Raw genomic sequence first — 20,534 nt, forward strand, 5'->3', positions numbered from 1 at the left:
ATGGGACCGCACCCTCTACGATCCTTGCCATGACGGTTGCAAGAAGTTTCTCTCCCGGCGGCGGACGCCGCCATGTGGTGGTGATCGGCGCGGGCGCGGTGGGCAGCGCCACCGCCATCGAGGCGCTGCGCGCGGGCCTGCGCGTGACGGTGCTGGAGCCCGGCGAACCGGGCGGCCCGCATGCCACGAGCTACGGCAATGCCGGCTGGCGGTCGTCGCACTCCGTGGTGCCGCCCGCGTTGCCGGGCGCCTGGCGCAAGGTGCCGGGCTGGCTGGCCGACCCGCTCGGTCCGCTCGCCCTGCGCTGGCGCTACCTGCCGCGCGCCTTGCCGTGGTTGCTGCGCTACCTGGCTTCGGGCCTGACCGAGGCGCGCGTGCAGCGCGCGGCCGACGCGCTGCGCACGCTGCTGGTCGATGCGCCCGCGCTGCACGCGCAACTCGCGGCCGAGGCCGGCGTGCCGCAGCTCATCGAGCGGCGCGGGCTGCTGCATGCCTATCGCTCGCGCGCGGAGTTCGATGGCGATGCGCTGGGCTGGCGCGTGCGCCGGCGCGTGGGCATCCAGTGGAACGAGTGGAGCGAAGACGAACTGCGCCGCCGCGAGCCCGATCTGGACGCGCGCTACACGCTCGGCATCTTCGTGCCCGAAGCCGGCCATTGCCGCAATCCGGGCGCCTACGTGGCCGCCTTGGCGCGGCATGCGCTCGATGCGGGCGCCGAACGCATCACCGCCCGCGCGACGGGCTTTCTCGTCGAGGGCGGGCGGCTGCGCGCAGTGCGCACCGAGGCCGGCGACATCGTCTGCGACGGCGCCGCCATCTGCGCCGGTGCGCGCTCGGGCCCCCTCGCGGCGGCGGCCGGCTCCGCGGTGCCGCTGGAGTCCGAGCGCGGCTACCACGTGGTCGTCGAAGACGCCACGGCCGGCCCGCGCACGCCGACGATGGTGGCCGACGGCAAGCTCATCGCTCACTGGATGGACGGCGGCCTGCGCGCGGCGGGACAGGTCGAGATCGCCGGCCTCGGCGCGGCGCCCGACTGGCGCCGCGCCGAGATCCTGCACCGGCATCTGCAATCGATGTTTCCCGCGCTCGCAGCGGGCGCATCGCCGGCGAGGCACTGGCTCGGCCACCGCCCGAGCCTGCCCGACGGACTTCCCTGCATCGGCCCGGCCGCCGCCAGCGCCGACATCGTTCTGGCCTTCGGGCATGGCCATGTGGGCCTGTGCGGCTCGGCGCGCACGGGGCGCCTGGCGGCGCAACTGCTCGCGGGCGTTGCGGCGGAGATACCGCTGGCGCCGTTCGACCCGGGCCGCTTCAAGCCATAGGGTCAGTCGGCATGCCGAGCGCGTCAGTTCACCGGCGCGATCGACAGCACCGTGAGGGCGCCATCGACCTTGTCGGCCGTGAACTGCACCTTGTCGCCCGGCTTCACCTTGGTGAGCAACGCAGGGTCGCTCACGCGGAAGACCATCGTCATGCCGGTCATTTCGAGGTTGGGAATGTCGCCGTGCTTCAGCGTGATCTTCTTCGCGTCGGTGTCGATCTTGCGGACCTCGCCTTCGACGGATGGCAATGCGGCCTGCGCGAAGGCGGCTGCGGCGAGCAGGGCGGCGGAGAGTGCGGTGAACAGTTTCTTCATGACGGTTTGCTTTCGTTGGTTGCTGGTTGATTCAGCGATAGCTTTGGTAGATGCGCGTGCTGCCGTCGGCGAGCACCAGCAGAACGTCGTAGGGATCGCGCTGGTCGCCATAGGCCGGGCCGTCCATGCCCGGCGAGCCGACCGGCATGCCGGGCACCGCGAGGCCCACGGCCGTGGGCTTTTCCTTGAGCAGCCGCTGCACCTCGCGCGCGGGCACATGGCCTTCGATGGCGTAGCCGCCGACGACGCCCGTGTGGCACGAGCCCAGTTTGGCGGGCACGCCCAGCCGGGTGCGCGCGGCGGCGTTGCCCTCGTCGTGCACGCGGGTGGCGAAGCCGTTCTTGTTGAGGTGTTTGACCCAGTCCTGGCAGCAGCCGCAGCCCGGGTCTTTCCAGATCTCGACCATCGGTGCCGCGGCCATGGCGAGGGGGGCGAATGGCAGCGTGACGGCAAGCGCCAGAAGGGTTCTTCTTTGCATGAGCTTCTCCTCCCTGTCAGGACTGGCCGGCCGGCAGCACGCGGATGCGGCCTGCCATGCCGAGTTCGTAGTGGTCCTTCACGAGGCAGGCGAAGTCGAAATCGCCCGCGCGGTTGAAGGTCCAGACCATGTCGCCGGTCTTGCCGGCGGGCACGTGCACCATCCATGGATCGTCATGCTCCATGCCCGGGAATTTCTTCATCATGGCCGCGTGCGCCTCGATCTCGGCGGTGGTGCCGAGCACGAGTTCGTGCAGTTCCTTGCCGCGGTTCTTCAGGCGCAGTCGGATGGTGTCGCCTTCGCGCACCTCGATGACCGAGGGCGAGAACGTCATGTCGTCGGCCATCGCGATGTCGATGGTGCGCTTCACGGCACCTGCTTTGCCCGCGATGCCCCAGGCCTTCTGCTCGGGGGCGAGCGCGGCGGCGCTTTTCGGCTTGGCGCTGTGGCTTTCGTGAGCCAGTGAGGCTGCGGCAACTGCTGCGAGCGCGAGGCCTGCGGCGATGGACTTGAATGTCTTGTTCATGGTGCGAGTTCCATAAAAAAATGAAAGGGATCAGTGGTTCTGCGCGCCGTGCCCGGAAGGCTTGCGCACGGTTGCATCGGGGTTACCGTCCGTCGAGGGCGCGGGCGACTTGCGCGTGGCCGGCGGCACATTCGCGTTCGGCACTTCGCGTGCGACCGTGCCGGCCGGGTGCTTGAACCACCCCGGGTCGCGGTAGTCGCCGGGCTTCTGGTCGCGCCGTACCTTCAGCAGCGTGAACATGCCGCCCATCTCGGCCGAACCGAACGGGCCGGTGCCCGTCATCATCGGCACCGTGTTGTCGGGAATGGGCATCTCCATTTCGCCCATGTCCGCCATGCCCTTGTCGCCCATCACCATGTAGTCGGGCACGAGCTTCCTGATCTTTTCGGCCACGCCCTTGTGGTCCACGCCGATCATGGTCGGCACGTCGTGCCCCATCGGCCCCATGGTGTGGTGCGCCTTGTGGCAGTGCAGCGACCAGTCGCCTTCCTCGTCGGCGATGAATTCCATCTGCCGCATCTGGCCCACCGCCACGTCCACCGACACCTCGGGCCAGCGCGCGGTGCGCGGCACGGGGCCGCCGTCGGTGCCGGTCACCTCGAACTCGTGGCCGTGGATGTGGATCGGATGGTTGGTCATCGTGAGGTTGCCCACGCGGATGCGCACGCGGTCGCCCTTGCGCACGTTGAGCGTGTCGATGGCCGGGAACACGCGGCTGTTGAAGCTCCAGATGTTGAAGTCGGTCATGGTGTTGACCTTGGGGGTGGCGCTGCCGGGCTCCACGTCGAAGCTGCCGAGCAGGAAGCAGAAGTCGCGCTCGACCCTCTCGATCAGCGGATGCTCGGCCTTCGGGTGCGTGACCCAGAAACCCATCATCCCCATCGCCATCTGCACCATCTCGTCGGCATGCGGGTGGTACATGAAGGTGCCGGGCCGGCGCGCCGTGAATTCGTAGACGAAGGTCTTGCCCGGCGGAATGTGCGGCTGCGTGATGCCGCCCACGCCGTCCATGCCGTTGGGCAGGCGCTGGCCGTGCCAGTGCACGGTGGTGTGCTCGGGCAGCCGGTTGGTCACGAAGATGCGCACGCGGTCGCCCTCGACCACCTCGATGGTCGGGCCGGGCGACTGGCCGTTGTAGCCCCACATGTTGACCTTGAAGCCGGGTGCCATCTCGCGCACGACGGGTTCGGCGACGAGGTGGAATTCCTTGACGCCGGCGTTCATGCGCCAGGGCAGCGTCCAGCCGTTGAGCGTGACGACGGGGTTGTAGGAGCGGCCGTTCGGCGGCATCAGCGGCGCCGCTGTGGCGGTGGAGCTTTGGGACACCGGCTCGGGCAGCGCGGCCATGGACACGCGGCTTACGGTGGTCGCGGCGACGGTTGTGGCTGCGCCTGCGAAGAAGTTGCGGCGGTTCATTTCAGTTTTCCACAGTGGGTTGGGTTGCGAGGCGCTTGTTGTTCGGGGCGCTCTTGTTCGGGGTGCGTGCGAAGGCCACCGGGTGACTCCCTCCGCGAATGTCCCCCGGCTTCGCCTCCTCCTTTATTTCGCTGCGGGAGCCACCCGGTGTCCTTCGCACGAGGACACGCTGCTGGTGTGCGGCCGATCAACCACCGCACTGACCGATCACGTCGATGGGGGGCTCTGTTTCGCGAAATAAAGGAGGAGCCCGAAGGGCGGGGGACATTCGCGAAACAGAGCACGCCGTCGGCGGGACCGCGCCCTGGAGAAGAGCAAGAACGCATTTCAGTGCCCTCCCGCCGCAGGCGCATCGCCGGCCGCCGCGGTCTGCGGGGCCGTCATTCCACCGGGAGAGCTGCCCGTAAGCACCAGCTGCAGATCGGTGTCCGCCAGCCAGAAATCGCGCTGCGCCTCGATGCCCGCATTCACCACCAGCATGCTGGCGCGCGTTTCGCCGAGCAGTTCCCACACGCTCGCGAGCATGCCGTTGTAGCGCAGCACCATCTCTTCGTTGACCTTCTTGCGCAGCGGCAGCACCTCGTCGCGGTAGCGGCGGGCGAGGGCGTAGGCGGTGTTCCAGCCCTGCCATGCCTCGCGCGCCTCGCTCGCGGCCAGCACGCCCACGTTGCGCACGCGGGCGGCCGATTGCATGTACAGCGCCTCGGCGCGTCCGCTGCGCGCCTGGCCCCAGTCGAAGATCGGAATCGGCAGCTCCAGCTCGAAGCCGCGCTGCGTTCTGTGCGAGCGGTCTGCGCCGTTGTCGAACTTGCTGTTGTGCGCAACGCCGAGCTCCATCGCGTTGATCACGCTCGTGGCGCGCGTGAGGCCGAGCGAGCCGGCCATGGCCGTGTTCTGCGCCTGGGCCGAGCGCACGTCGAGCCGGTCGCGCAGTGCGAGCGCCTGCACGTCGCCGAGTTCAGGCGCTGCCTTGGGCAACGGCGGCAGGCGGTCGGGCAGGGTGTACTTGGCGGCGTGGTCGCCACTCAGTCCGAGCAGCCGGGTGAGCTGTTCGCGCGAGGCGACGGCTGCCTGCTCGGCACGCGCGAGCTGCGCGGATGCATCGGCCAGCAGCAGTTGCTCGCGCGTGCGCTGCAGCGCGCTCCAGTTGCCGACCTGGGCCATGCGGTGCGCGAGTTCGGCACCGGCTTCGGTGGCCTCCCTCGCGTCGCGCAGGTAGGCCACGCCCTGCTGCGCGGCCACCGCGCGCACCCAGGCGCGGCGCGTGTCGGCGGCCAGCACCAGCACGCTCTGCGCGGCCTGCAGCTTGGCCGACTCGTGCCGCTGGCCGGCCCAGCGCGCCTGCCAAGGCAGAGTGAGCAGGCCCACCACGTTGAAGCTCAGCAGCCGGTCGATCTCGCGCTCGCTGCCCTCGGTCAGGCGGCCGAAGGCGAACACCGGGTTCGGCAGGCTCTGCGCCTGCACGCGGTCGGCGTCGCTGAGCTGCAGGGTGGCGAAGGCGTCCTGCACGCGCGGGCTGTTGGCCAGCGCGATGCGCACGGCGGCCTCGGCGTCAAGCGGCCCGGCGAGCAACTCGTCGATGTGCTTGCGCGAGGCTTCGTCCGGGGCGCGCCGGGCCGTTGCGCCTGCCATGAGCGGGTTGCCCGAGACCAGCGCCTGCACGTCGGCGCTGCCGCCGTCGGGCGAGAGGCTGGCGCAACCGGCCAGCACCAGCGCGGCGGCCAGCGCGGCGCTGGTTCTGAGGAATGAAAGCCGGGGCCTGCGGGCGCTGGGCGGACGCCGGCCGCTGCGCTTGCGATAGATACCGGCAGGCTGCCGGCCAACAAAGGGGTTCACGCTCGATCTCCATGAGCAATACGACGAACGCCGCGAGCCGGAACAGGCTCACCGCGGACGGACTACGGGCAGGGAGATCAGGAAATGGGCGGCTTCAGGCCCGCAACGGGCTCCGCACTGGCGAAGCGGGCCGCGTGCGCCGCTGGCGGCGCCTGGGGCGCGCTGTGCACGATGCCGACGAGGGGCATGCCGCCGAGCGCGACGGTGTGGCAGACCTGGCAGGCGGTGCAGGTGCCGCAACCTTGGTGGTCGGCACCGCCGTCGTCGTGGCTGTCATGGCCGGACATGTTCATGTCCATGCCGTTGCCGGCCTCCATTGCCTCATGGCAATGGGCCTCGGTGGCCGCACTGGCCATCGAGACGGCCGCTGCCGCCGCCGGCAGCGAATGCCGCACCATCTCGACCGCCATCGCGTCGCCGAGCCAGCCGCGGACGGGCAGCAGGACGATCATGAGGGCGAGCAGCAGGGTGCGCATGGGGCGGGATGATAAACCTGCGGCCTAAGACACCAGCTGGCCGCGGGCCTTGTCCGCCCACACCTGCAGGTTGTCGAGCAGGTCCTTCTGGCTGAAGGAGCAGCTTTCCTCGCTGAAGAGCGCGCTCGACTCCAGCCGGTCGAGCAGGCTCAGCAGCACCTCGCCATAGCGCGGGGGCAGGGCGCCGATCAGTTCGGCGCTGCTGCGCGCTTCGTTCGACAGCGCGGTGACGGAGCCGCCGGAGTCGGTGCGCAGCGCCGCGATGTGCGCGGCGATGGCGTCGAGCTGCGATGCGGCGTTCATGGCGTGGTCTTCCCGGGCGGCGGCAGCGACAGCCCGCGCTCGCGCATCAGGTCGCGCAGGACGTCCGGGTAGTCGGTGATGATCCCGTCCGCGCCCCAGTCCATCAGCCGCTGCATGTCGGCGCGCTGGTTCACCGTCCAGGGCAGCACCTTCAGGCCGAGCTTCTGGGCTTCCTTGATGACAGTGGGCGTGAGGTCGGCGAAGGCAGGCGACCAGATCACCGGCCCGGGTGCATTGGCCGAAGCGGCCCTGACCATCTGCGGCACCGACGCGAAACCCGCCGCGTCGTGGCCGGCCGTCCAGCGGCTGTCCTTCAGCGTGCGGGCCGTCGTGAGGTAGGCGCGCGGCAACTGCGGCGCGAGCCGGCCGACCAGCGCCAGCGTGCGCCAGTCGAAGCTCTGGATCGTCACGCGGTCGGTCATCTTCGCCTTGTCGATCTCGGCGAGCAGCGCGCGCACCATCGGCTCGGGCGCGGCGGTTTCCTCCGGCTTGGTCGGGTCGATCTTGGTCTCGATGTTGAAGCGCACCGTCGCCGCGTCGGCGCCGCGCGCCTGCACCTGCGCGAACAGCGCGGCCAGCGTCGGGATGCGCTCGCCGTCGCGCGGCTGCTGCAGCGCGAACTGCTTGCCGTAGTTGCTCGCCGGGTTGAGGCGGCCCACGTCGTAGGTCTGCAACTGCGCCAGCGTGAGCGAGCGGATCGCCGCGCCGCTGTTCGGCGCCAGCCATGCGCCGCTCGCATCGCGCGTGTGGTCGGGGTTGAGCGACGTGTCGTGCGAGATCACGACCACGCCATCGACCGTAAGCCCGATGTCGAGTTCGAGCGTGGTCACGCCGAGGTCGATGGCGTTGGAGAACGCGGCCAGCGTGTTCTCGGGTGCCAGCCCGCGTCCGCCGCGGTGGGCTTCGAGGTCGAAGTGCTGCTTGGCCGCGGGCAAGATGGCGGCGCAGCCGGCGACGAGCAGGGCGGAGGCGAAAAGCGCCGCATATTTCATTTGAGTTGTACCTTGATGCCGTCGTCCAGCACCGTGATGTCGCCGATCTCGTAGGTCTTGCGCCCGACCGTCAGTTCGTCGGCCGTGAAGCTGCGCAGCACTTGGCCCTGCAGCAGCTCCTGCGCAACTATCGCGCCCATCTTCTGCAGCCGCTCGGCATCGCGGCCTTCCACGCCCTGCAGCTCGAGGCGCTCGGCCTTGGGCTGGTCGAGCCGCAGCGCACGCGTGGCCGCGTCGTACTTCAATGCGCTGCTGACCGACACCACGCCCTGCACCGGCGAGGCCGCTAGCAGGGGACTGGCAATGGTCAACGTGGCCGTGATAGCCGCACGGTTGCTGCGCGCATCCAGGCCCAGTTGCGGATCGCGCAGCCCGACCATGAAGATCTCGGCATAGCGCTCGGCCACCGGAAACCGCTTGGCGATCTGAATCTGCAGCTCGTCGCGGGTGGCGGTGTATTCGCTCGTGAAGAAATTGAAGCCGGCCAGCGCCGCGAAGGGCGCCTGCAGGGCCGCGGCGCCCAGCAGCGCGCGCAGCACCCGGCGGCGGGAGGTGGGGAACGGGGTGCGGAGGTTCATAGGGGCTCCGAGCTTGCCACAGGCGGGAACGTTCCCGCCAGCGCGATCGTCAGCGCCGTGATTGATTGGTCAGCCCCACGACCGCCCCTCTCGTGCGCAGGGCACCGGGTGCTCCCCGCAGCGAAATAAAGGAGGAGCGAAGCGGGGGACATTCGCGGAGGGGAGCACCCGGTGCCCTGTGCACGCACCCCGAGGCAAGTCAGTCGTGCAGCGAAGAAAGAAACTGCTTCAACTCCGCCGTCTGCGGATTCCCGAACAGCTCCGCCGGCGGCCCCATCTCGTGCACACGTCCCTGGTGCATGAAGATGACGCGGTCGCTCACCTTGCGCGCAAAGCTCATCTCGTGCGTCACCATCAGGAGTGTGATGCCCTCGTCGGCCAGCGACTCCACCACGCGCAGCACTTCGCCCACCAGTTCGGGGTCGAGCGCCGAGGTGATTTCGTCGCACAGCAGCACGGCCGGTTCCATCGCCAGTGCGCGGGCAATCGCCACGCGCTGCTGCTGGCCGCCCGAGAGCTGGTCAGGCATGGCGTCGAACTTCTCGGCAAGCCCCACGCGGTCGAGCAGCTTGCGCGCCTGAGAGGCCGCCTCCATGCTGCTGCGCTTCTTCACCAGCGTGGGCGCGAGCATCACGTTCTTGCCGACCGTGAGATGCGGAAACAGGTTGAAGCTCTGGAAGATCATGCCCACGCGCTGGCGCAACTCGCGCATGGCCATGGTGCTTTCGTGCAGCAGCGGCTTGCCGTCGACGGTGAGCGAGCCTTCCTGGAACACCTCGAGTCCGTTGATGCAACGCAGCAGCGTGCTCTTGCCCGAGCCGCTCTTGCCGATGATGGCGATCACCTCGCCGCGCTTCACGTCGAGGTCGATGCCTTTCAACACTTCGTTGGTGCCGTAGGACTTGCGCAGCGCGGTGATGCGCACGATGGGTGCGCCCACCGAGGTGGCGGGTTGCTGTTGTTGCGGTTCAAGCACGGCGGCCATGGGTCTTCCTCTCGAGGGTCTTGGCGTACAGGCTCACGGGAAAGCACAGCACGAAATAAAGCAGGGCCACGCAGCTGAACACCACGAAGGGCTTGAAGGTGGCGTTCGAAATCATGCTGCCGGCCTTGGTGAGCTCGACGAAGCCGATCACCGACGCCAGCGCCGTGCCCTTGATCACCTGCACCAGGAAGCCCACCGTCGGCGCAATGGCGATCTTCACGGCCTGCGGCAGGATCACGTGGCGCATCTGCTCGCCGAAGCTCAGGGCCAGGCTGCCCGAGGCTTCCCACTGGCCCTTCGGGATCGAGGCCACGCAGCCGCGCCATATCTCGGTGAGAAATGCGCTGGTGTAGAGCGTGAGCGCCACGCTGGCCGCGGTCCACGCCGACACGTCGATGCCGAACAGCGCGATGCCGAAGTAGGCGAGAAACAGCTGCATCAGCAGCGGCGTGCCCTGAAAGAGCTGAACGTAGAGGCCGACGGCGCGGTTCATGGCGCTGCCGCCGCGCAGGCGCAGGAACAGCAGCAGGGCGCCGACCAGTCCGCCGCCAATGAAGGCGATGAGCGACAGCACGACGGTCCAGCGCAGCGCCATCAGCAGGTTGCGCAGGATGTCCCAGAGGGAAAAATCGACCATGGTGTGTGTGGCTTTCCCGCGTTCAGCGGCCGAAGAAGAATTTCGGCCCGGCCCAGTCGAGCAGCCGCCGCAGCGCCACCGACAGCGCCAGGTAGATCAGCGTGGCGATGATGAAGGCCTCGAAGGCGCGGAAGTTGCGGCTCTGGATGAGGTTGGCCGCATAGCTCAGCTCCTCGGTCGAGATCTGCCCGCACACGGCCGAGCCCAGCATCACGATGATGATCTGGCTCACCATGGCGGGCCACACCTTCTTCAGCGCCGGCGGCAGCACCACCCGAAGGAACACCTGCGACTTGCTGAGCGCCAGGCTCACGGCCGCTTCGATCTGCCCCTTGGGCGTGGCCTCGATGCCGGCGCGGATGATCTCGGTGGAGTAGGCCCCGAGGTTCATCACCATCGCGATGATCGACGCCGTCTCCGGCGTGAGCTTGACGCCCGCCGCGGGCAGTCCGAAGAAGATGAAAAACAGCTGCACGATGAAGGGCGTGTTGCGGATCAGCTCCACGTAGGTGCCCACGATGGCGCGCAGCCATGCGGGGCCGTTGGCACGCGCCCACGCGCAGAAGGTGCCCACGATCATGCCCAGCACGGTGCCCACGGCGGTGAGGCCGATGGTCCACGCCACGCCGCGAAGCAGCAGCGGCCATTCCGACAGAACCGCCCCGAAGTCGAATTCGATGTTCATGGCCGCGCAGTTCGATCAGACGGGCAGGTCGCCAGCGGCCTTGCCGAGCCACTTCTTCGACATGGCGTCCAGCGTGCCATCCTTCCTGGCGGCGGCAATGATCTCGTTGACCTTGGTCTTCAATGCGGTTTCGCCCTTGGCGACGCCGACGAAGCAGGGGCTGTCCTTCAGCAGCAGCTTGAACTCGGCGCTCACCTTCGGATTCTTGGCGAGCATGTCGCCGGCGACCGCCGCGCTGGTTGCGATGGTTTGCGTTTGTCCGGCCACGAAGGCCGCGATCGTCGCGTTGTTGTCCTCGAAGCGGCGGTAGTCGACGTTCGAAGGCGCCACCTTGTTCAGTTCCTGGTCTTCCATCGCGCCGCGCGTCACGGCGACGGTCTTGCCGGCCATGTCGGCGAAGCTGGTGAGCTTCATGCTCTTGGCCGCATACACGGCCTGGAAGAAGGGCGCGTAGGCCGAGGTGAAGTCGATCACCTTCTCGCGCTCCGGGTTCTTGCCGAGCGTGGAAATCACGAGGTCGGCCTTGCGCGTCTGCAGGTACGGAATGCGGTTGGCGCTGGTCACGGGCACCAGCTCGACTTTCACGCCGAGCTTGGCGGCGATGAGTTCGGCCATTTCCACGTCGAGGCCCTGCGGCTTCATGTTCCTGTCGACCGAGCCATAAGGCGGGTAGTCGGTCGGCACGGCGATCTTGATGGTCTTGGCCTTGAGCACGTTGTCGAGTGCGTTCTGGGCCTGGGCGGCGCCCGCGGCGGCCAGCATGGCGACGGACGCCAGTGCGAGCGAGAAGCGGCGTTTGGACAGGGAAGAGAAGGTCATAGCAGGGCTCCTAGGTAAGTCGAAGAATCGGAAGCGGGGGATGCGGCCGCCTTGCGGCGTTTGCCCTTGGGCGCTGCTGCTGCGGCAGCGGTGTTCGTGTTCTGCAGCGGCGCCAGCGCATCGCGCAGCTGCGCGAGCGGATCGGCGGGCGCCTGCACGCGCAGCGCCGACTGCACCGTGCCGATGTGCGCGGCCATCAGCGCCTCGGCGGCGGCGTGGTCGCCGCGCTCCAGCGCCGCGACGATCTGCACGTGGTCTTCGCACGACTGCACCGCGTCGTGCGTGGACTGGTAGAGCATGGCGATCAGCGTGGTGCGCGCCGTGTAGTCGCGCAGCGTGTCGGCCAGCAGCGTGTTGCCCAGGCATTCGGCCAGGCACACATGGAAGTCGCCGAGCAGGAAGCTGCGGTTGCCGACGTCGCTCTCTTTCAGTGCGGCTTTTTCACGCTGAAGGTGCGCTTTCAGCTCGCGCAGGGCGGCCTTGTCGATCTTGCCGGCGCTGCCCGCGCTGCGGATCAGCCCCAGTTCGATGACGCGCCGGGCCTCGAAGGCCTCGCGCGCCTCGTCCTGCGAGGGCTCGATGACGAACCAGCCGCGCCGTGCGCTCACCGTGACGATGCCGCGCGCCGCCAGCCGCGTGAGCGCCTCTCGCACGATGGTGCGGCTGCAGTCGAACAGCATTGCCAGCTGCTGCTCGCCCAGGCGCGAACCCGGCGCGAGCTTCTGCGCCATCACCGCTTCGATGATGCGTGCACTGATTTGGGATGCGGAGGTGGCCATGGCCTGCATACCAGCAGCTTCTGTGCCAACTGGTATGCAAGATCTGTGCACCGAAATGGGACGTGGCCCCGCCCCCGGGGCCCCGGTCTGGCGCGTTGCTCAGTGCCTGGTGCGGCCCAGCGCGCTGGCCGGCAGTGCCACAAGCATGAGCAACGCCGACAGCACCAGCGCCCCGCTCAGCACGTACAGGCTGGCCGTGAATCCGCCCGTCAGCGTCTTGAGCGCGCCGACCATCATCGGCGCCACCAGTCCCGCGCTGCCTCCGATGGTGCTGATGAGCGCGATGCCCGCGGCCGCGGCGCTCTTTGACATGAAATTGCCGGGCACCGACCAGAGCACGGTGAACGCGGCGGAAATGCCCATGGCCGCCAGTGCCAGGCACAGCACGGCGGCGAAGGCGTTGTGCATGAACAGCGTGGTCAGCGCCAGCCCGGCCGCGCCCACCATCGCGCTCAGCGCGAAATGCCAGCGGCGCTCCTTGCGCCGGTCCGAATGCCGCCCGACGACGATGTTGGCCGCGATGCCCGCCACCGCCGGAATGACCGAATAGAAGCCGATCTGCAGCACGCTGAGCCCCATCGACTTCAGGATCGTGGGCTGCCAGAACGACAGCGCATAGATGCCGAGGATGATCAGGAACGACATGAAGCCGATCAGCCACACCCGGGCGTCGCGCATCGCCGCGCCGAAGGTGTGGCGCCCGGTGGCGCCATTGGCGGCCTGGTCGTCGGCCAGCAGGCGCGCCACGCGCTGCTTCTGCGCCGGCGACAGCCAGGCCGCCTGCGACGGGCTGTTCGACAACCAGCGGAAAGCCGCCACGCCGAGCAGCACGCTCGGAATCCCTTCGAGCAGGAACAGCCACTGCCAGCCGCGCAGCGACAGCACGCCGTCGAGATACGTCATCGTGAGCCCCGCGATGGGCCCCGCCACGATGGGCGCGGCGCCGAAGGCCATGAAGAACAGCGCAGTGGCCTGCGCGCGGCGGTGCGAGGGGAACCACAGCGTCAGGTAGAACAGCACCCCCGGCGCAAAGCCGGCCTCGAACACGCCGATGAAAAAGCGCAGCACATAGAACTGCGTGGGCGTGGTCGCGAACATCATCGCCGCCGACGCCAGCCCCCACAGGCCCATGATGCGCAGCAGCGTCGCGCGCACGCCGATCTTCGCGAGCATCAGGTTGCTCGGGATCTCGAACACCGCATAGCCGATGAAGAAGATGCCCGCGCCCAGGCCGAACACCGCGTCGCTGAAGCCGAGCTGGTCCTTCATCTGCAGCTGCGCGTAGCCCACGTTGGTTCGGTCGAGGTAGTTCAGCACGTAGCAGGCGCACAGCAGCGGCATCAGGCGCCAGGTGATCCTGCGGAAGAGCGCGGCGTCTTCGCGTGCGGCGGTATCTGCTGCCGGGGTGCGCGCATCCGCTGCGTCGAGTGTGGCGGTGTTCATCGTGTGTCTCCTTCTGTTGTTCCTGCCGAGATGCTTCAGGCGACCGTGGGCGTGCCGAAGCTCGTCTCGCCCCACAGGTGGCTGGCCGGCGCACCCGGAAACAGCCAGTGCGGCGAGCATTCGGCCGACGGCACCACGTTGCTGAACCCGTGCGAGGACGAGGTGCCGGCGAGGGTCTTCTCCAGCACCATCGAGAGGTACTGGTCGTTGCTGCCCTCCTGCGTGTTGCCGTTGAGGATCACCTCCGCGCCCGTGGCCTGCGCGTAGCGGCGGATGCCGTTGTGCCGCGACTGCAAAGGCGCCCAGCTGTCGGCCGCCACGCCGTTCTCGCTGCTCACGCGCAGGCCGTCGCCGGTGCGGTAGACCAGCGAATGGTTGCCCTCGGTGTGGCCCGGCGTGTGCACCAGGGCGAGCCCGCGGCCCAACTGGATGCTGCCGTCGAAGGCGACGATGCGTTCGGCCGGCACGCCGTCGACGCCGCGCGGGCAGTACCACTCGGCCTGTACCGGCAGCAGGCCCTGCACGTTCGCGAGCTCCTGGCGGTGCACCAGCAGCCTTGCGTTCGGCAGCAGGCCGGGCGTGCCGGCGTTGCCGAGCCAACGGCGCACGTCCTGCGTGTGCAGGTGGTCGTAGGTGATGTAGTCGACTTACTCCGGCGCGATGCCGCAGCTCGCCAGCGCTTGCGGTACGGTCTGATAGACCGGCGCGATGGCCTTGTGCAGGAACTTCGGCGTCTGCTCGCTCAGGCGCTTGAAATAGGGCGTTTCGTTGCCGGCCTCGAAGTCGGCCGGCGTGAACAGCAGCGTGCGCAAGCGGCCTTCGAAGTCGTCGTACTGGATCAGCACGGTGCGCGCCAGCAGATGCACCATGTGCGGCTTGAGCAGCTGCTGCGAGTAGACGCCGGTGAAGGCGAACCATGCGGGGTACGGAATGCGCAGCAGGTTGAAGCTGCGCGCGAAGCGCACGGGCGGCGCGTCGAGCAGCCGCTCGCGCAGTGCCTCGGCGCCGTGGCGGATGGTGCGCAGGCGGTCTTGCGGCATGGCTGCGTTGCGCGCGCCGTCGAATTCGGTCAGCTGGGCGAAGCCGGTGGGTTCGGGGTCTCGGATCATCATCGTCTCCTGGAATGAATGCTTGCTTTTCGATTCGTTGCGGTTGTTGTTCAGGGCGCGATCCCGCCGACGGCGTGCTTCTTTTCGCGAATGTCCCCGCTTCGCTCCTCCTTTATTTCGCGAAAAGAAGCCCACCATCGGCGTGATCGTTCAGAGCGGCGTTGTTCACAGCCGCGAACCAGCAGCGTGTCCTCGTGCACAGGGCACCGGGTGCTCCCCGCAGCGAAATAAAGGAGGAGCGAAGCGGGGGACATTCGCGGAGGGGAGTACCCGGTGGCCTGTGCACGTGCCCTGAACATCTCCACTCAGTACATCGACCGCCCGCCGGATATGTCGAACACCGCACCCGTGCTGAACGAACATTCATCCGATGCAAGCCACGCAGCCATGGCCGCCACCTCATCGACCTCGACAAAGCGCCCCATCGGCACGCGCGACAGCAGCGCAGTCCGCAGCTGTTCGCGGTGCTCCGCAGGCACGGCCGCGAACACTTCGGTGTCGGCCGCAGACGGCGTGATGCAGTTCACCAGCACGCCCGAAGAAGCAAGCTCCTTGCCGAGCGACTTGGTCAGCGCGATGAGCCCCGCCTTCGACGCCGAATACGCGGCGTTGAAGCCGTTGCCTTCCTTGCCCGCAACCGATGCGATGTTGACGATGCGTCCGCGCCGCTGCGCGAGCATCACCGGCGCCACCGCGCGGCAGCACAGCCACGCGCCCGTCAGGTTGATGTCGAGCACGTTGCGCCACTGTGCGGGCGTGTGCTCCCAGGCCGGCACGGTCGGGCCGAGCACGCCCGCGTTGTTGATGAGGATGTCGATGCCGCCGAAGCGCTCCTGCGACTGCGAGGCCGCGCGGGCGATCTGCTCCTCGTCGCGCACATCGACGACAGCCGAGGTCGCGGTGCCGAGCGGCGCGAGCGTTTGAAGCGCATTCGCCATCACGGACGCATTGAGGTCCCACAGCGCGACGCTGGCGCCGGCCGCGAGGTAGCGCCGCGCAATCGCCAGGCCGATGCCGCGCGCGCCACCCGTCACGACGGCGTGTCGGCCCGCGAGCGCATCGTTGCGCAGCGCAGTCATGCGGCTGCCGCTTCTTGCGGGCGTGCGGCTGCGGGCTGGCCCAGCAGCCCGCTCACCAGAGCGGCCACATGCTCCGCGGGTACGCCCGCCAGCAGTTGCCGCAACATCGTCAGTGTGTCGAAGTACACGCGCTCGCACACCAGCCGGTCGCCTTCGAAGATGAAGAAGGCGTTCATGCGGCAGCGAAAGCTGTTGCCCGTCGGCGGCAGGCCCTTGAGCGGACCGCGATGCGTGCCCAGCAGCCAGAACTCGACGACCACCGAATCGTCGGCATGCCGCAGCTGGATGATCTCGTGGCGCTGGTCGGGAAAGGCGCGGCGCGTGTCGGTGTAGTACTGGCGCACGTCGGCAATGCCGTCGTGCACCTCGCCGCTCGGGATCAGCTCGTAGTGCGGGTGCGGGAAGGTGCCGAGCACGGCGTCGAAGTCCTGCCGGGTTTCGTCGGCGAAGTGATCGAGCACGAGGCGCTCGCGGCGGGCCTGAAGTTCGGTGCGTTGTGTGTTCATCGGGGTGTGCTCCATGTGACAGGGACGACAGGTGACATCGGGTTGCTGCGAATGCGCCGGCCCGGGCTCGCTGCGTACTATCGGCACGCCCCTGAAACAAGACTGTCCGGTGTTGGCAATCGCCGCTCCGGACAAACCCGCGATGCCACGCACGCCCCTCTCTTCCAGCAGCAAGCCGGATGCGCCGTCGACACCGGCGCACAATGGCGACATGCGGCTGGCCGACGACGTGCAGCAGCGGCTGCTCGCGGTGGCGCACCGGCGCACGCTGGCGCGCGGCGAGTCGCTGTTCCACAAGGGTTCGCTGCCTGATGCGCTGTTCGGCGTGGTCAGCGGTTCACTGCGCGTGAGCGTGGTCGCGCCGGGCGGGCGCGAGGCGGTGATTGCCATGCTCGAACCCGGGCACTGGTTCGGCGAGGTGTCGCTGCTGGTCGGGCGCGAGCGCGTCTACGACACCTGCGCGGTCGACACGACCGAGATGGCCGTGGTCGCGGCGGCCGACTTCCACCAGCTGGTGGCCGAGCATCCCGACGTGCACATGGCCTTCACGCGGCTGGTGTGCCTGCGGCTGCGCCAGGCGCTGGCGTGGATCGACGACGTGATCCTGATGCCGCTGCCAGTGAGGCTCGCGCACCGGCTGCTGACGCTGGACGCGCGCGCATCGAGCCCGGGCGAGGGCGGCGGCACGCTGCTTGGCGTGTCGCAGGAAGATCTGTCGTTCATGCTCGGCGTGTCGCGCCAGAGCGTGAACCGGCAACTGAAGCTGTGGGAGGAAGATGGCACGCTGCGCGTGCGCTACCGCAGCATCGAGCTGCTCAGCCGCGCGCAGCTGGAGCGGCACGCGGCCACGCCGAGCTGAACGCGCCGGCGGGCTTCGGTTCAATCCATCCGCGCGCCGGAGGCCTTCACCGCTTTCTCCCAGCGCGGCGTTTCGGTGGCCAGGAAGCGCGCGAAATCCTCGCTGCCCAGGAAGGCCGGGTCGGCGCCCTGGCTCACCATGCGCTCGCGCACCTCGGGGCTGGTCAGCACCTGCTTGAACGCTTCGCCGAGCCTGGCGACCACGTCTTTCGGCGTGTCCTTCGGCGCGAAAAAACCATAGAAGCCCACCACTTCGAAGCCCTTGAAGCCCGACTCGATCACGGTCGGCACGTCGGGCAGGGCGGGGTTGCGCTCGCGGCTGGTCACGGCCAGCGCGCGCACCTTGCCCTGCTTGTGGTAGTTGGCCGCCTGCGGGATCGACTCGGCCATGAACTGCACCTGCCCGCCCATCAGGTCGGTGAAGGCCGGCGCGCTGCCGCGGTAGGGGATGTGCACCATGAAGATGCCGGTCGAGGTCTTGAACATCTCGGGCACGAGGTGGCTGATGCCGCCGTTGCCGGCCGAACCGTAGTTGACCTGGCCGGGCCGCGCCTTGGCGTAGTCGACGAACTGCCTGAGGTTCTGCACCGGCAGCTTCGGCGTGACCAGCAGCGCCAGCGGCTGCATGGCGGTGCGCGCGATGGGCACGAAGTCGCGCTGCGTGTTGTAGGGCAGCTTGCTGTAGAGCGCACCGTTGATCACGGCCACGCCAGTGTTGGCCAGCATCAGCGTGTAGCCGTCGGCCGGGCTCTTGGCGACCGCGTCGGCGCCCACCGAGCCGCCCGCGCCGGGCTTGTAGTCGACGATCAGCGGCTGGCCGAGCACGGCCTGCAGCTTGTCGGTGAGCAGGCGCGCGTGCTGGTCGAGCGGGCCGCCGGCCGGGAAGCCGATGACGACCTTGATCGGCTTGTCGGGGTAGGCGGCCATCGCCGTGGTGCCAATGGCAAGGGAAAGGACCGCGAGCGCGGTCCGGGCAGTCTTGTTGTTCATGATCCGTCTCCTTCTTGTGAGGAGACGATCATAGGCAGCGCGCTCAGCCGGCCAGCGTGGCCTTCAGCGTGATCTCGGGCACGCTCGCCAGCGCCTTCGAGAGCGGGCAGCCGGCCTTGGCGGCGGCCGCGATCTGTTGGAACTTCGCGTCGTCAAGGTTCGGCACGGCCGCGTCGAGCTCGAGCTGGATGCGGTCGATCTTGAAGCCGTCGCCGTCCTTGGCCAGCCGCACGGCGGCCTTGGTGTCGATGCGGGTGGCGGCCAGGCCTTCCTTTTCGAGCGCGAAGGCGAATGCCATCGTGAAGCAGGCGGCATGCGCCGCGCCGACGATCTCCTCGGGGTTGGTGCCGCGCTTGTCGTCCTCGAAGCGGCTCGCGAAGCCGTAGGGGTAGTCTTTCAGGGCGCCGGTCTCGGTGCTGACCTGGCCCTTGCCGGTCTTGCCGGCGCCTTCCCAGTGGACGCTTGCGTGCTTGTCTGCTGGCATGTCGGTTCCTTCGCTTGGGTGGTGTGTGGAGGAACGGCAGGTTCGCCCAGAAACCGGCGGCTGTCTGTAGTCGTACGGCGCGTGCGGAGGCTCGAAGGGAGAGCGGCGTCAGAAGAATGGGCGTCACCTAGGCGACGCTCCGGGGGGCTTCCCCCATGGGAGCGGCGGCCGTGGCGGCTTAGTCTGGCGAGCTGTCGCTTTTCCTTTCCCCCGCCTGTACTCACCATGCAACAACGCCCGCATTACAAGTTCTGGCCCAAACGCCTCCCTCACTCGATCACCGTTCCCGCCACCTCGCTCTGGCACAACCTGGCCACCTCGGCCGCACGCTATCCCGACAAGCCCGCGCTCGTGTTCTTCGGCCGCGTGACCACCTACCGCGACTTCGCCGCCCAGGCCGAGCACCTGGCCGGCGCGCTGCATGCGATGGGCGTGAAGCGCGGCGACCGCGTGATCCTCGACATGCAGAACTGCCCGCAACTGGTGATCGCGCATTTCGCGATCCTGCGCGCCAATGCCGTCGTGGTGCCGGTCAACCCGATGAACCGGGCCGAGGAGCTCAAGCACTACATCACCGACTCCGACGCCAAGGTGGCCATCATCACCGGCGACCTGGCGGGCGAGCTGGCCAAGGCCAGCAATGCGCTGTCCGCGGAGCAGCGGCTCGCCCACATGGTCGTGACCCAGTTCACCGATGCCTTCGACGCCGATGCATCGGGCGACGACGCTCCGGCACCCGCCTGGAAAGACTGGCTCACCACGCGCCACCCGCTGCCCGCGCTGGTCGGCGGCGAGGCCATCGCCTGGACGGATGCACTCGAAGCCAACCACCCACCGCCCGAGCACGTGGTGGGTGCCAACGACATGGCGCTGCTGCCCTACACCAGCGGCACCACCGGCCTGCCCAAGGGCTGCGTGCACCACCATTCGAGCCTGATGCACAACGCGGTGGCCGGGCAGCTGTGGGGCGGGTCGACTTCCGAGACGGTGGTGCTGGCCGTGGTGCCCATGTTCCACATCACCGGCGTGGTGAGCATGATGCACACGGCGATCCTGGCGGCGGCCACGCTGATCATCATGCCGCGCTGGGACCGCGACGTGGCCGGCCGGCTCATCTCGCGCTGGAAGGTCACGGCCTGGACCAATATCCCGACCATGGTCATCGACCTCATGGCCAGCCCCAACTTCGCGAGCTACGACCTGTCGAGCATGACCTACATCGGCGGTGGCGGCGCGGCCATGCCGCAGGCCGTGGCGCAGCGCCTGCTCGAGCAGTACGGCCTGAAATACCAGGAGGGCTACGGCCTGACCGAGACCGCCGCGCCGTCGCACACCAACCCGTCGGACCACCCCAAGCAGCAATGCCTGGGCATCCCGTTCATGAGCACCGACGCGCGCGTGGTCGACCCCGACACGCTGGCCGAAATGCCCATCGGTGAATCGGGCGAGATCATCATCCACGGCCCCGAGGTGTTCCAGGGCTACTGGAAGCGCCCCGACGCCACGGCCGCCGCCTTCGTCGAGTTCGAAGGCAAGCGCTTCTTTCGCTCGGGTGACATGGGCCGCATGGACGAGGACGGCTACTTCTTCATCACCGACCGCCTGAAGCGCATGATCAACGCGAGCGGCTTCAAGGTGTGGCCGGCCGAGGTCGAGCTGTTGATGTTCCGCCACCCGGCGATCCAGGAGGCCTGCGTCATCTCGACCAAGGACGCCTACCGCGGCGAGTCGGTCAAGGCCGTGGTGGTGCTGCGCGCCACGCACAAGGACACGACCGAACAGCAGATCATCGACTGGTGCCGCGAGAACATGGCGGTCTACAAGATTCCGCGCAAGGTTCAGTTCGTCGATGCGCTGCCGAAGAGCGGCAGCGGCAAGGTGATGTGGCGGCTGCTGCAGGAGGTGGAGGGCGCATAGGC

General features: G+C 68.4%; 24 protein-coding genes. 3 read left to right on the forward strand and 21 right to left on the reverse strand.

Features of this window, described 5'->3' with window-relative positions; genetic code table 11:
* Positions 1-29: 29 nt before the first annotated feature.
* Positions 30-1,322 (forward strand): NAD(P)/FAD-dependent oxidoreductase, encoded by a 1,293-nt coding sequence (locus ASC92_RS04135; RefSeq protein ID WP_056511852.1) that lies wholly within the window; start codon positions 30-32, stop codon positions 1,320-1,322.
* Between the two features lie 23 nt (positions 1,323-1,345).
* Here ASC92_RS04135 and ASC92_RS04140 read toward each other — a convergent pair whose 3' ends face one another.
* The 19 genes from ASC92_RS04140 to ASC92_RS04225 all read right to left on the reverse strand — a co-directional run bounded on the left by ASC92_RS04140 (position 1,346) and on the right by ASC92_RS04225 (position 16,283).
* Complete coding sequence (locus ASC92_RS04140) at positions 1,346-1,636, reverse strand: copper-binding protein (protein ID WP_056510612.1); 291 nt, start codon at positions 1,634-1,636, stop codon at positions 1,346-1,348.
* Between the two features lie 31 nt (positions 1,637-1,667).
* Positions 1,668-2,114 carry a DUF411 domain-containing protein gene (locus tag ASC92_RS04145; RefSeq protein WP_056510615.1) on the reverse strand — a complete coding sequence of 149 codons (447 nt, stop codon included), beginning with the start codon at positions 2,112-2,114 and terminating at the stop codon, positions 1,668-1,670.
* 16 nt (positions 2,115-2,130) lie between these two features.
* Entirely contained in the window at positions 2,131-2,640 is a 510-nt protein-coding gene (locus ASC92_RS04150; protein ID WP_056510620.1) for a plastocyanin/azurin family copper-binding protein, read from the reverse strand.
* A gap of 30 nt (positions 2,641-2,670) precedes the next feature.
* A complete protein-coding gene (locus ASC92_RS04155) occupies positions 2,671-4,056 on the reverse strand; it encodes a multicopper oxidase family protein (RefSeq protein ID WP_056510623.1) in 1,386 nt (461 codons plus the stop codon).
* Between the two features lie 327 nt (positions 4,057-4,383).
* Positions 4,384-5,892 carry a TolC family protein gene (locus ASC92_RS04160; protein ID WP_082519459.1) on the reverse strand — a complete coding sequence of 503 codons (1,509 nt, stop codon included), beginning with the start codon at positions 5,890-5,892 and terminating at the stop codon, positions 4,384-4,386.
* 77 nt (positions 5,893-5,969) lie between these two features.
* Positions 5,970-6,368, reverse strand: a complete 399-nt coding sequence (locus tag ASC92_RS04165) for a hypothetical protein (protein WP_056510625.1) — start codon at positions 6,366-6,368, stop codon at positions 5,970-5,972.
* A gap of 24 nt (positions 6,369-6,392) precedes the next feature.
* The gene (locus ASC92_RS04170) at positions 6,393-6,671 is read right to left on the reverse strand and encodes a hypothetical protein (RefSeq protein ID WP_157608974.1); all 279 of its coding nucleotides are present in this window, start codon (positions 6,669-6,671) and stop codon (positions 6,393-6,395) included.
* On the reverse strand, positions 6,668-7,663 hold the full coding sequence (locus ASC92_RS04175) for a glycerophosphodiester phosphodiesterase (protein WP_056510629.1): 996 nt from the start codon (positions 7,661-7,663) through the stop codon (positions 6,668-6,670). The genes ASC92_RS04170 and ASC92_RS04175 overlap by 4 nt, the downstream gene beginning before the upstream one ends.
* A complete protein-coding gene (locus ASC92_RS04180; protein ID WP_056510631.1) occupies positions 7,660-8,241 on the reverse strand; it encodes a DUF1439 domain-containing protein in 582 nt (193 codons plus the stop codon). The genes ASC92_RS04175 and ASC92_RS04180 overlap by 4 nt, the downstream gene beginning before the upstream one ends.
* Positions 8,242-8,440: 199 nt before the next feature.
* Positions 8,441-9,226, reverse strand: a complete 786-nt coding sequence (locus ASC92_RS04185) for an amino acid ABC transporter ATP-binding protein (RefSeq protein ID WP_056510635.1) — start codon at positions 9,224-9,226, stop codon at positions 8,441-8,443.
* Positions 9,210-9,863, reverse strand: coding sequence for an amino acid ABC transporter permease (locus ASC92_RS04190; protein WP_056510637.1), 654 nt, complete (start codon positions 9,861-9,863; stop codon positions 9,210-9,212). Before ASC92_RS04190 ends, ASC92_RS04185 begins: the two co-directional genes overlap by 17 nt.
* A 22-nt stretch (positions 9,864-9,885) precedes the next feature.
* Positions 9,886-10,548: an amino acid ABC transporter permease gene (locus tag ASC92_RS04195; RefSeq protein WP_056510638.1), complete on the reverse strand. Its 663-nt coding sequence runs from the start codon at positions 10,546-10,548 to the stop codon at positions 9,886-9,888.
* Positions 10,549-10,563: 15 nt separating this feature from the next.
* A complete protein-coding gene (locus ASC92_RS04200; protein ID WP_056510641.1) occupies positions 10,564-11,367 on the reverse strand; it encodes a transporter substrate-binding domain-containing protein in 804 nt (267 codons plus the stop codon).
* Entirely contained in the window at positions 11,364-12,146 is a 783-nt protein-coding gene (locus tag ASC92_RS04205) for a GntR family transcriptional regulator (RefSeq protein ID WP_056511861.1), read from the reverse strand. Before ASC92_RS04205 ends, ASC92_RS04200 begins: the two co-directional genes overlap by 4 nt.
* A gap of 99 nt (positions 12,147-12,245) precedes the next feature.
* Complete coding sequence (locus ASC92_RS04210) at positions 12,246-13,589, reverse strand: MFS transporter (RefSeq protein WP_056510643.1); 1,344 nt, start codon at positions 13,587-13,589, stop codon at positions 12,246-12,248.
* Positions 13,590-13,624: 35 nt separating this feature from the next.
* Positions 13,625-14,197, reverse strand: coding sequence for a hypothetical protein (locus ASC92_RS29190; RefSeq protein ID WP_235505656.1), 573 nt, complete (start codon positions 14,195-14,197; stop codon positions 13,625-13,627).
* Between the two features lie 39 nt (positions 14,198-14,236).
* Complete coding sequence (locus ASC92_RS29195) at positions 14,237-14,701, reverse strand: hypothetical protein (protein WP_235505658.1); 465 nt, start codon at positions 14,699-14,701, stop codon at positions 14,237-14,239.
* A 302-nt stretch (positions 14,702-15,003) separates the two neighbouring features.
* Positions 15,004-15,777 carry an SDR family NAD(P)-dependent oxidoreductase gene (locus ASC92_RS04220; protein WP_056510645.1) on the reverse strand — a complete coding sequence of 258 codons (774 nt, stop codon included), beginning with the start codon at positions 15,775-15,777 and terminating at the stop codon, positions 15,004-15,006.
* On the reverse strand, positions 15,774-16,283 hold the full coding sequence (locus ASC92_RS04225) for an ester cyclase (protein ID WP_056510648.1): 510 nt from the start codon (positions 16,281-16,283) through the stop codon (positions 15,774-15,776). The genes ASC92_RS04220 and ASC92_RS04225 overlap by 4 nt, the downstream gene beginning before the upstream one ends.
* A gap of 142 nt (positions 16,284-16,425) precedes the next feature.
* On the opposite strand from ASC92_RS04225, the gene ASC92_RS04230 reads away from it, so the two are divergent.
* The gene (locus ASC92_RS04230; RefSeq protein ID WP_056510652.1) at positions 16,426-17,142 is read left to right on the forward strand and encodes a Crp/Fnr family transcriptional regulator; all 717 of its coding nucleotides are present in this window, start codon (positions 16,426-16,428) and stop codon (positions 17,140-17,142) included.
* Positions 17,143-17,162: 20 nt separating this feature from the next.
* On the opposite strand, the gene ASC92_RS04235 is transcribed toward ASC92_RS04230, so the two are convergent.
* Positions 17,163-18,131: a Bug family tripartite tricarboxylate transporter substrate binding protein gene (locus tag ASC92_RS04235; RefSeq protein WP_056510655.1), complete on the reverse strand. Its 969-nt coding sequence runs from the start codon at positions 18,129-18,131 to the stop codon at positions 17,163-17,165.
* A gap of 43 nt (positions 18,132-18,174) precedes the next feature.
* Positions 18,175-18,615: an OsmC family protein gene (locus ASC92_RS04240; RefSeq protein WP_056510658.1), complete on the reverse strand. Its 441-nt coding sequence runs from the start codon at positions 18,613-18,615 to the stop codon at positions 18,175-18,177.
* 225 nt (positions 18,616-18,840) lie between these two features.
* Here ASC92_RS04240 and ASC92_RS04245 point away from each other — a divergent pair, with 225 nt between their 5' ends.
* Positions 18,841-20,532 (forward strand): long-chain fatty acid--CoA ligase, encoded by a 1,692-nt coding sequence (locus tag ASC92_RS04245; RefSeq protein ID WP_056510660.1) that lies wholly within the window; start codon positions 18,841-18,843, stop codon positions 20,530-20,532.
* Positions 20,533-20,534: the final 2 nt, after the last annotated feature.

The sequence above is a fragment of the Variovorax sp. Root411 genome (genome assembly GCF_001425205.1).
Taxonomy (GTDB): domain Bacteria; phylum Pseudomonadota; class Gammaproteobacteria; order Burkholderiales; family Burkholderiaceae_C; genus Variovorax.

Excerpts from the sequence above, each read along its gene's own strand:
- ASC92_RS04225 (WP_056510648.1), bottom strand. The coding sequence starts at position 16,283 with ATGAACACACAACGCACCGAACTTCAGGCCCGCCGCGAGCGCCTCGTG.
- ASC92_RS04170 (WP_157608974.1), bottom strand. The coding sequence starts at position 6,671 with ATGAACGCCGCATCGCAGCTCGACGCCATCGCCGCGCACATCGCGGCG.
- ASC92_RS04230 (WP_056510652.1), top strand. The coding sequence starts at position 16,426 with ATGCCACGCACGCCCCTCTCTTCCAGCAGCAAGCCGGATGCGCCGTCG.
- ASC92_RS04185 (WP_056510635.1), bottom strand. The coding sequence starts at position 9,226 with ATGGCCGCCGTGCTTGAACCGCAACAACAGCAACCCGCCACCTCGGTG.
- ASC92_RS04235 (WP_056510655.1), bottom strand. The coding sequence starts at position 18,131 with ATGAACAACAAGACTGCCCGGACCGCGCTCGCGGTCCTTTCCCTTGCC.
- ASC92_RS04155 (WP_056510623.1), bottom strand. The coding sequence starts at position 4,056 with ATGAACCGCCGCAACTTCTTCGCAGGCGCAGCCACAACCGTCGCCGCG.
- ASC92_RS04245 (WP_056510660.1), top strand. The coding sequence starts at position 18,841 with ATGCAACAACGCCCGCATTACAAGTTCTGGCCCAAACGCCTCCCTCAC.
- ASC92_RS04180 (WP_056510631.1), bottom strand. The coding sequence starts at position 8,241 with ATGAACCTCCGCACCCCGTTCCCCACCTCCCGCCGCCGGGTGCTGCGC.
- ASC92_RS04190 (WP_056510637.1), bottom strand. The coding sequence starts at position 9,863 with ATGGTCGATTTTTCCCTCTGGGACATCCTGCGCAACCTGCTGATGGCG.
- ASC92_RS04220 (WP_056510645.1), bottom strand. The coding sequence starts at position 15,777 with ATGACTGCGCTGCGCAACGATGCGCTCGCGGGCCGACACGCCGTCGTG.
- ASC92_RS04200 (WP_056510641.1), bottom strand. The coding sequence starts at position 11,367 with ATGACCTTCTCTTCCCTGTCCAAACGCCGCTTCTCGCTCGCACTGGCG.
- ASC92_RS04165 (WP_056510625.1), bottom strand. The coding sequence starts at position 6,368 with ATGCGCACCCTGCTGCTCGCCCTCATGATCGTCCTGCTGCCCGTCCGC.
- ASC92_RS04135 (WP_056511852.1), top strand. The coding sequence starts at position 30 with ATGACGGTTGCAAGAAGTTTCTCTCCCGGCGGCGGACGCCGCCATGTG.
- ASC92_RS04240 (WP_056510658.1), bottom strand. The coding sequence starts at position 18,615 with ATGCCAGCAGACAAGCACGCAAGCGTCCACTGGGAAGGCGCCGGCAAG.
- ASC92_RS04195 (WP_056510638.1), bottom strand. The coding sequence starts at position 10,548 with ATGAACATCGAATTCGACTTCGGGGCGGTTCTGTCGGAATGGCCGCTG.
- ASC92_RS04210 (WP_056510643.1), bottom strand. The coding sequence starts at position 13,589 with ATGAACACCGCCACACTCGACGCAGCGGATGCGCGCACCCCGGCAGCA.
- ASC92_RS29195 (WP_235505658.1), bottom strand. The coding sequence starts at position 14,701 with ATGATGATCCGAGACCCCGAACCCACCGGCTTCGCCCAGCTGACCGAA.
- ASC92_RS04150 (WP_056510620.1), bottom strand. The coding sequence starts at position 2,640 with ATGAACAAGACATTCAAGTCCATCGCCGCAGGCCTCGCGCTCGCAGCA.
- ASC92_RS04145 (WP_056510615.1), bottom strand. The coding sequence starts at position 2,114 with ATGCAAAGAAGAACCCTTCTGGCGCTTGCCGTCACGCTGCCATTCGCC.
- ASC92_RS04175 (WP_056510629.1), bottom strand. The coding sequence starts at position 7,663 with ATGAAATATGCGGCGCTTTTCGCCTCCGCCCTGCTCGTCGCCGGCTGC.
- ASC92_RS04140 (WP_056510612.1), bottom strand. The coding sequence starts at position 1,636 with ATGAAGAAACTGTTCACCGCACTCTCCGCCGCCCTGCTCGCCGCAGCC.
- ASC92_RS04205 (WP_056511861.1), bottom strand. The coding sequence starts at position 12,146 with ATGGCCACCTCCGCATCCCAAATCAGTGCACGCATCATCGAAGCGGTG.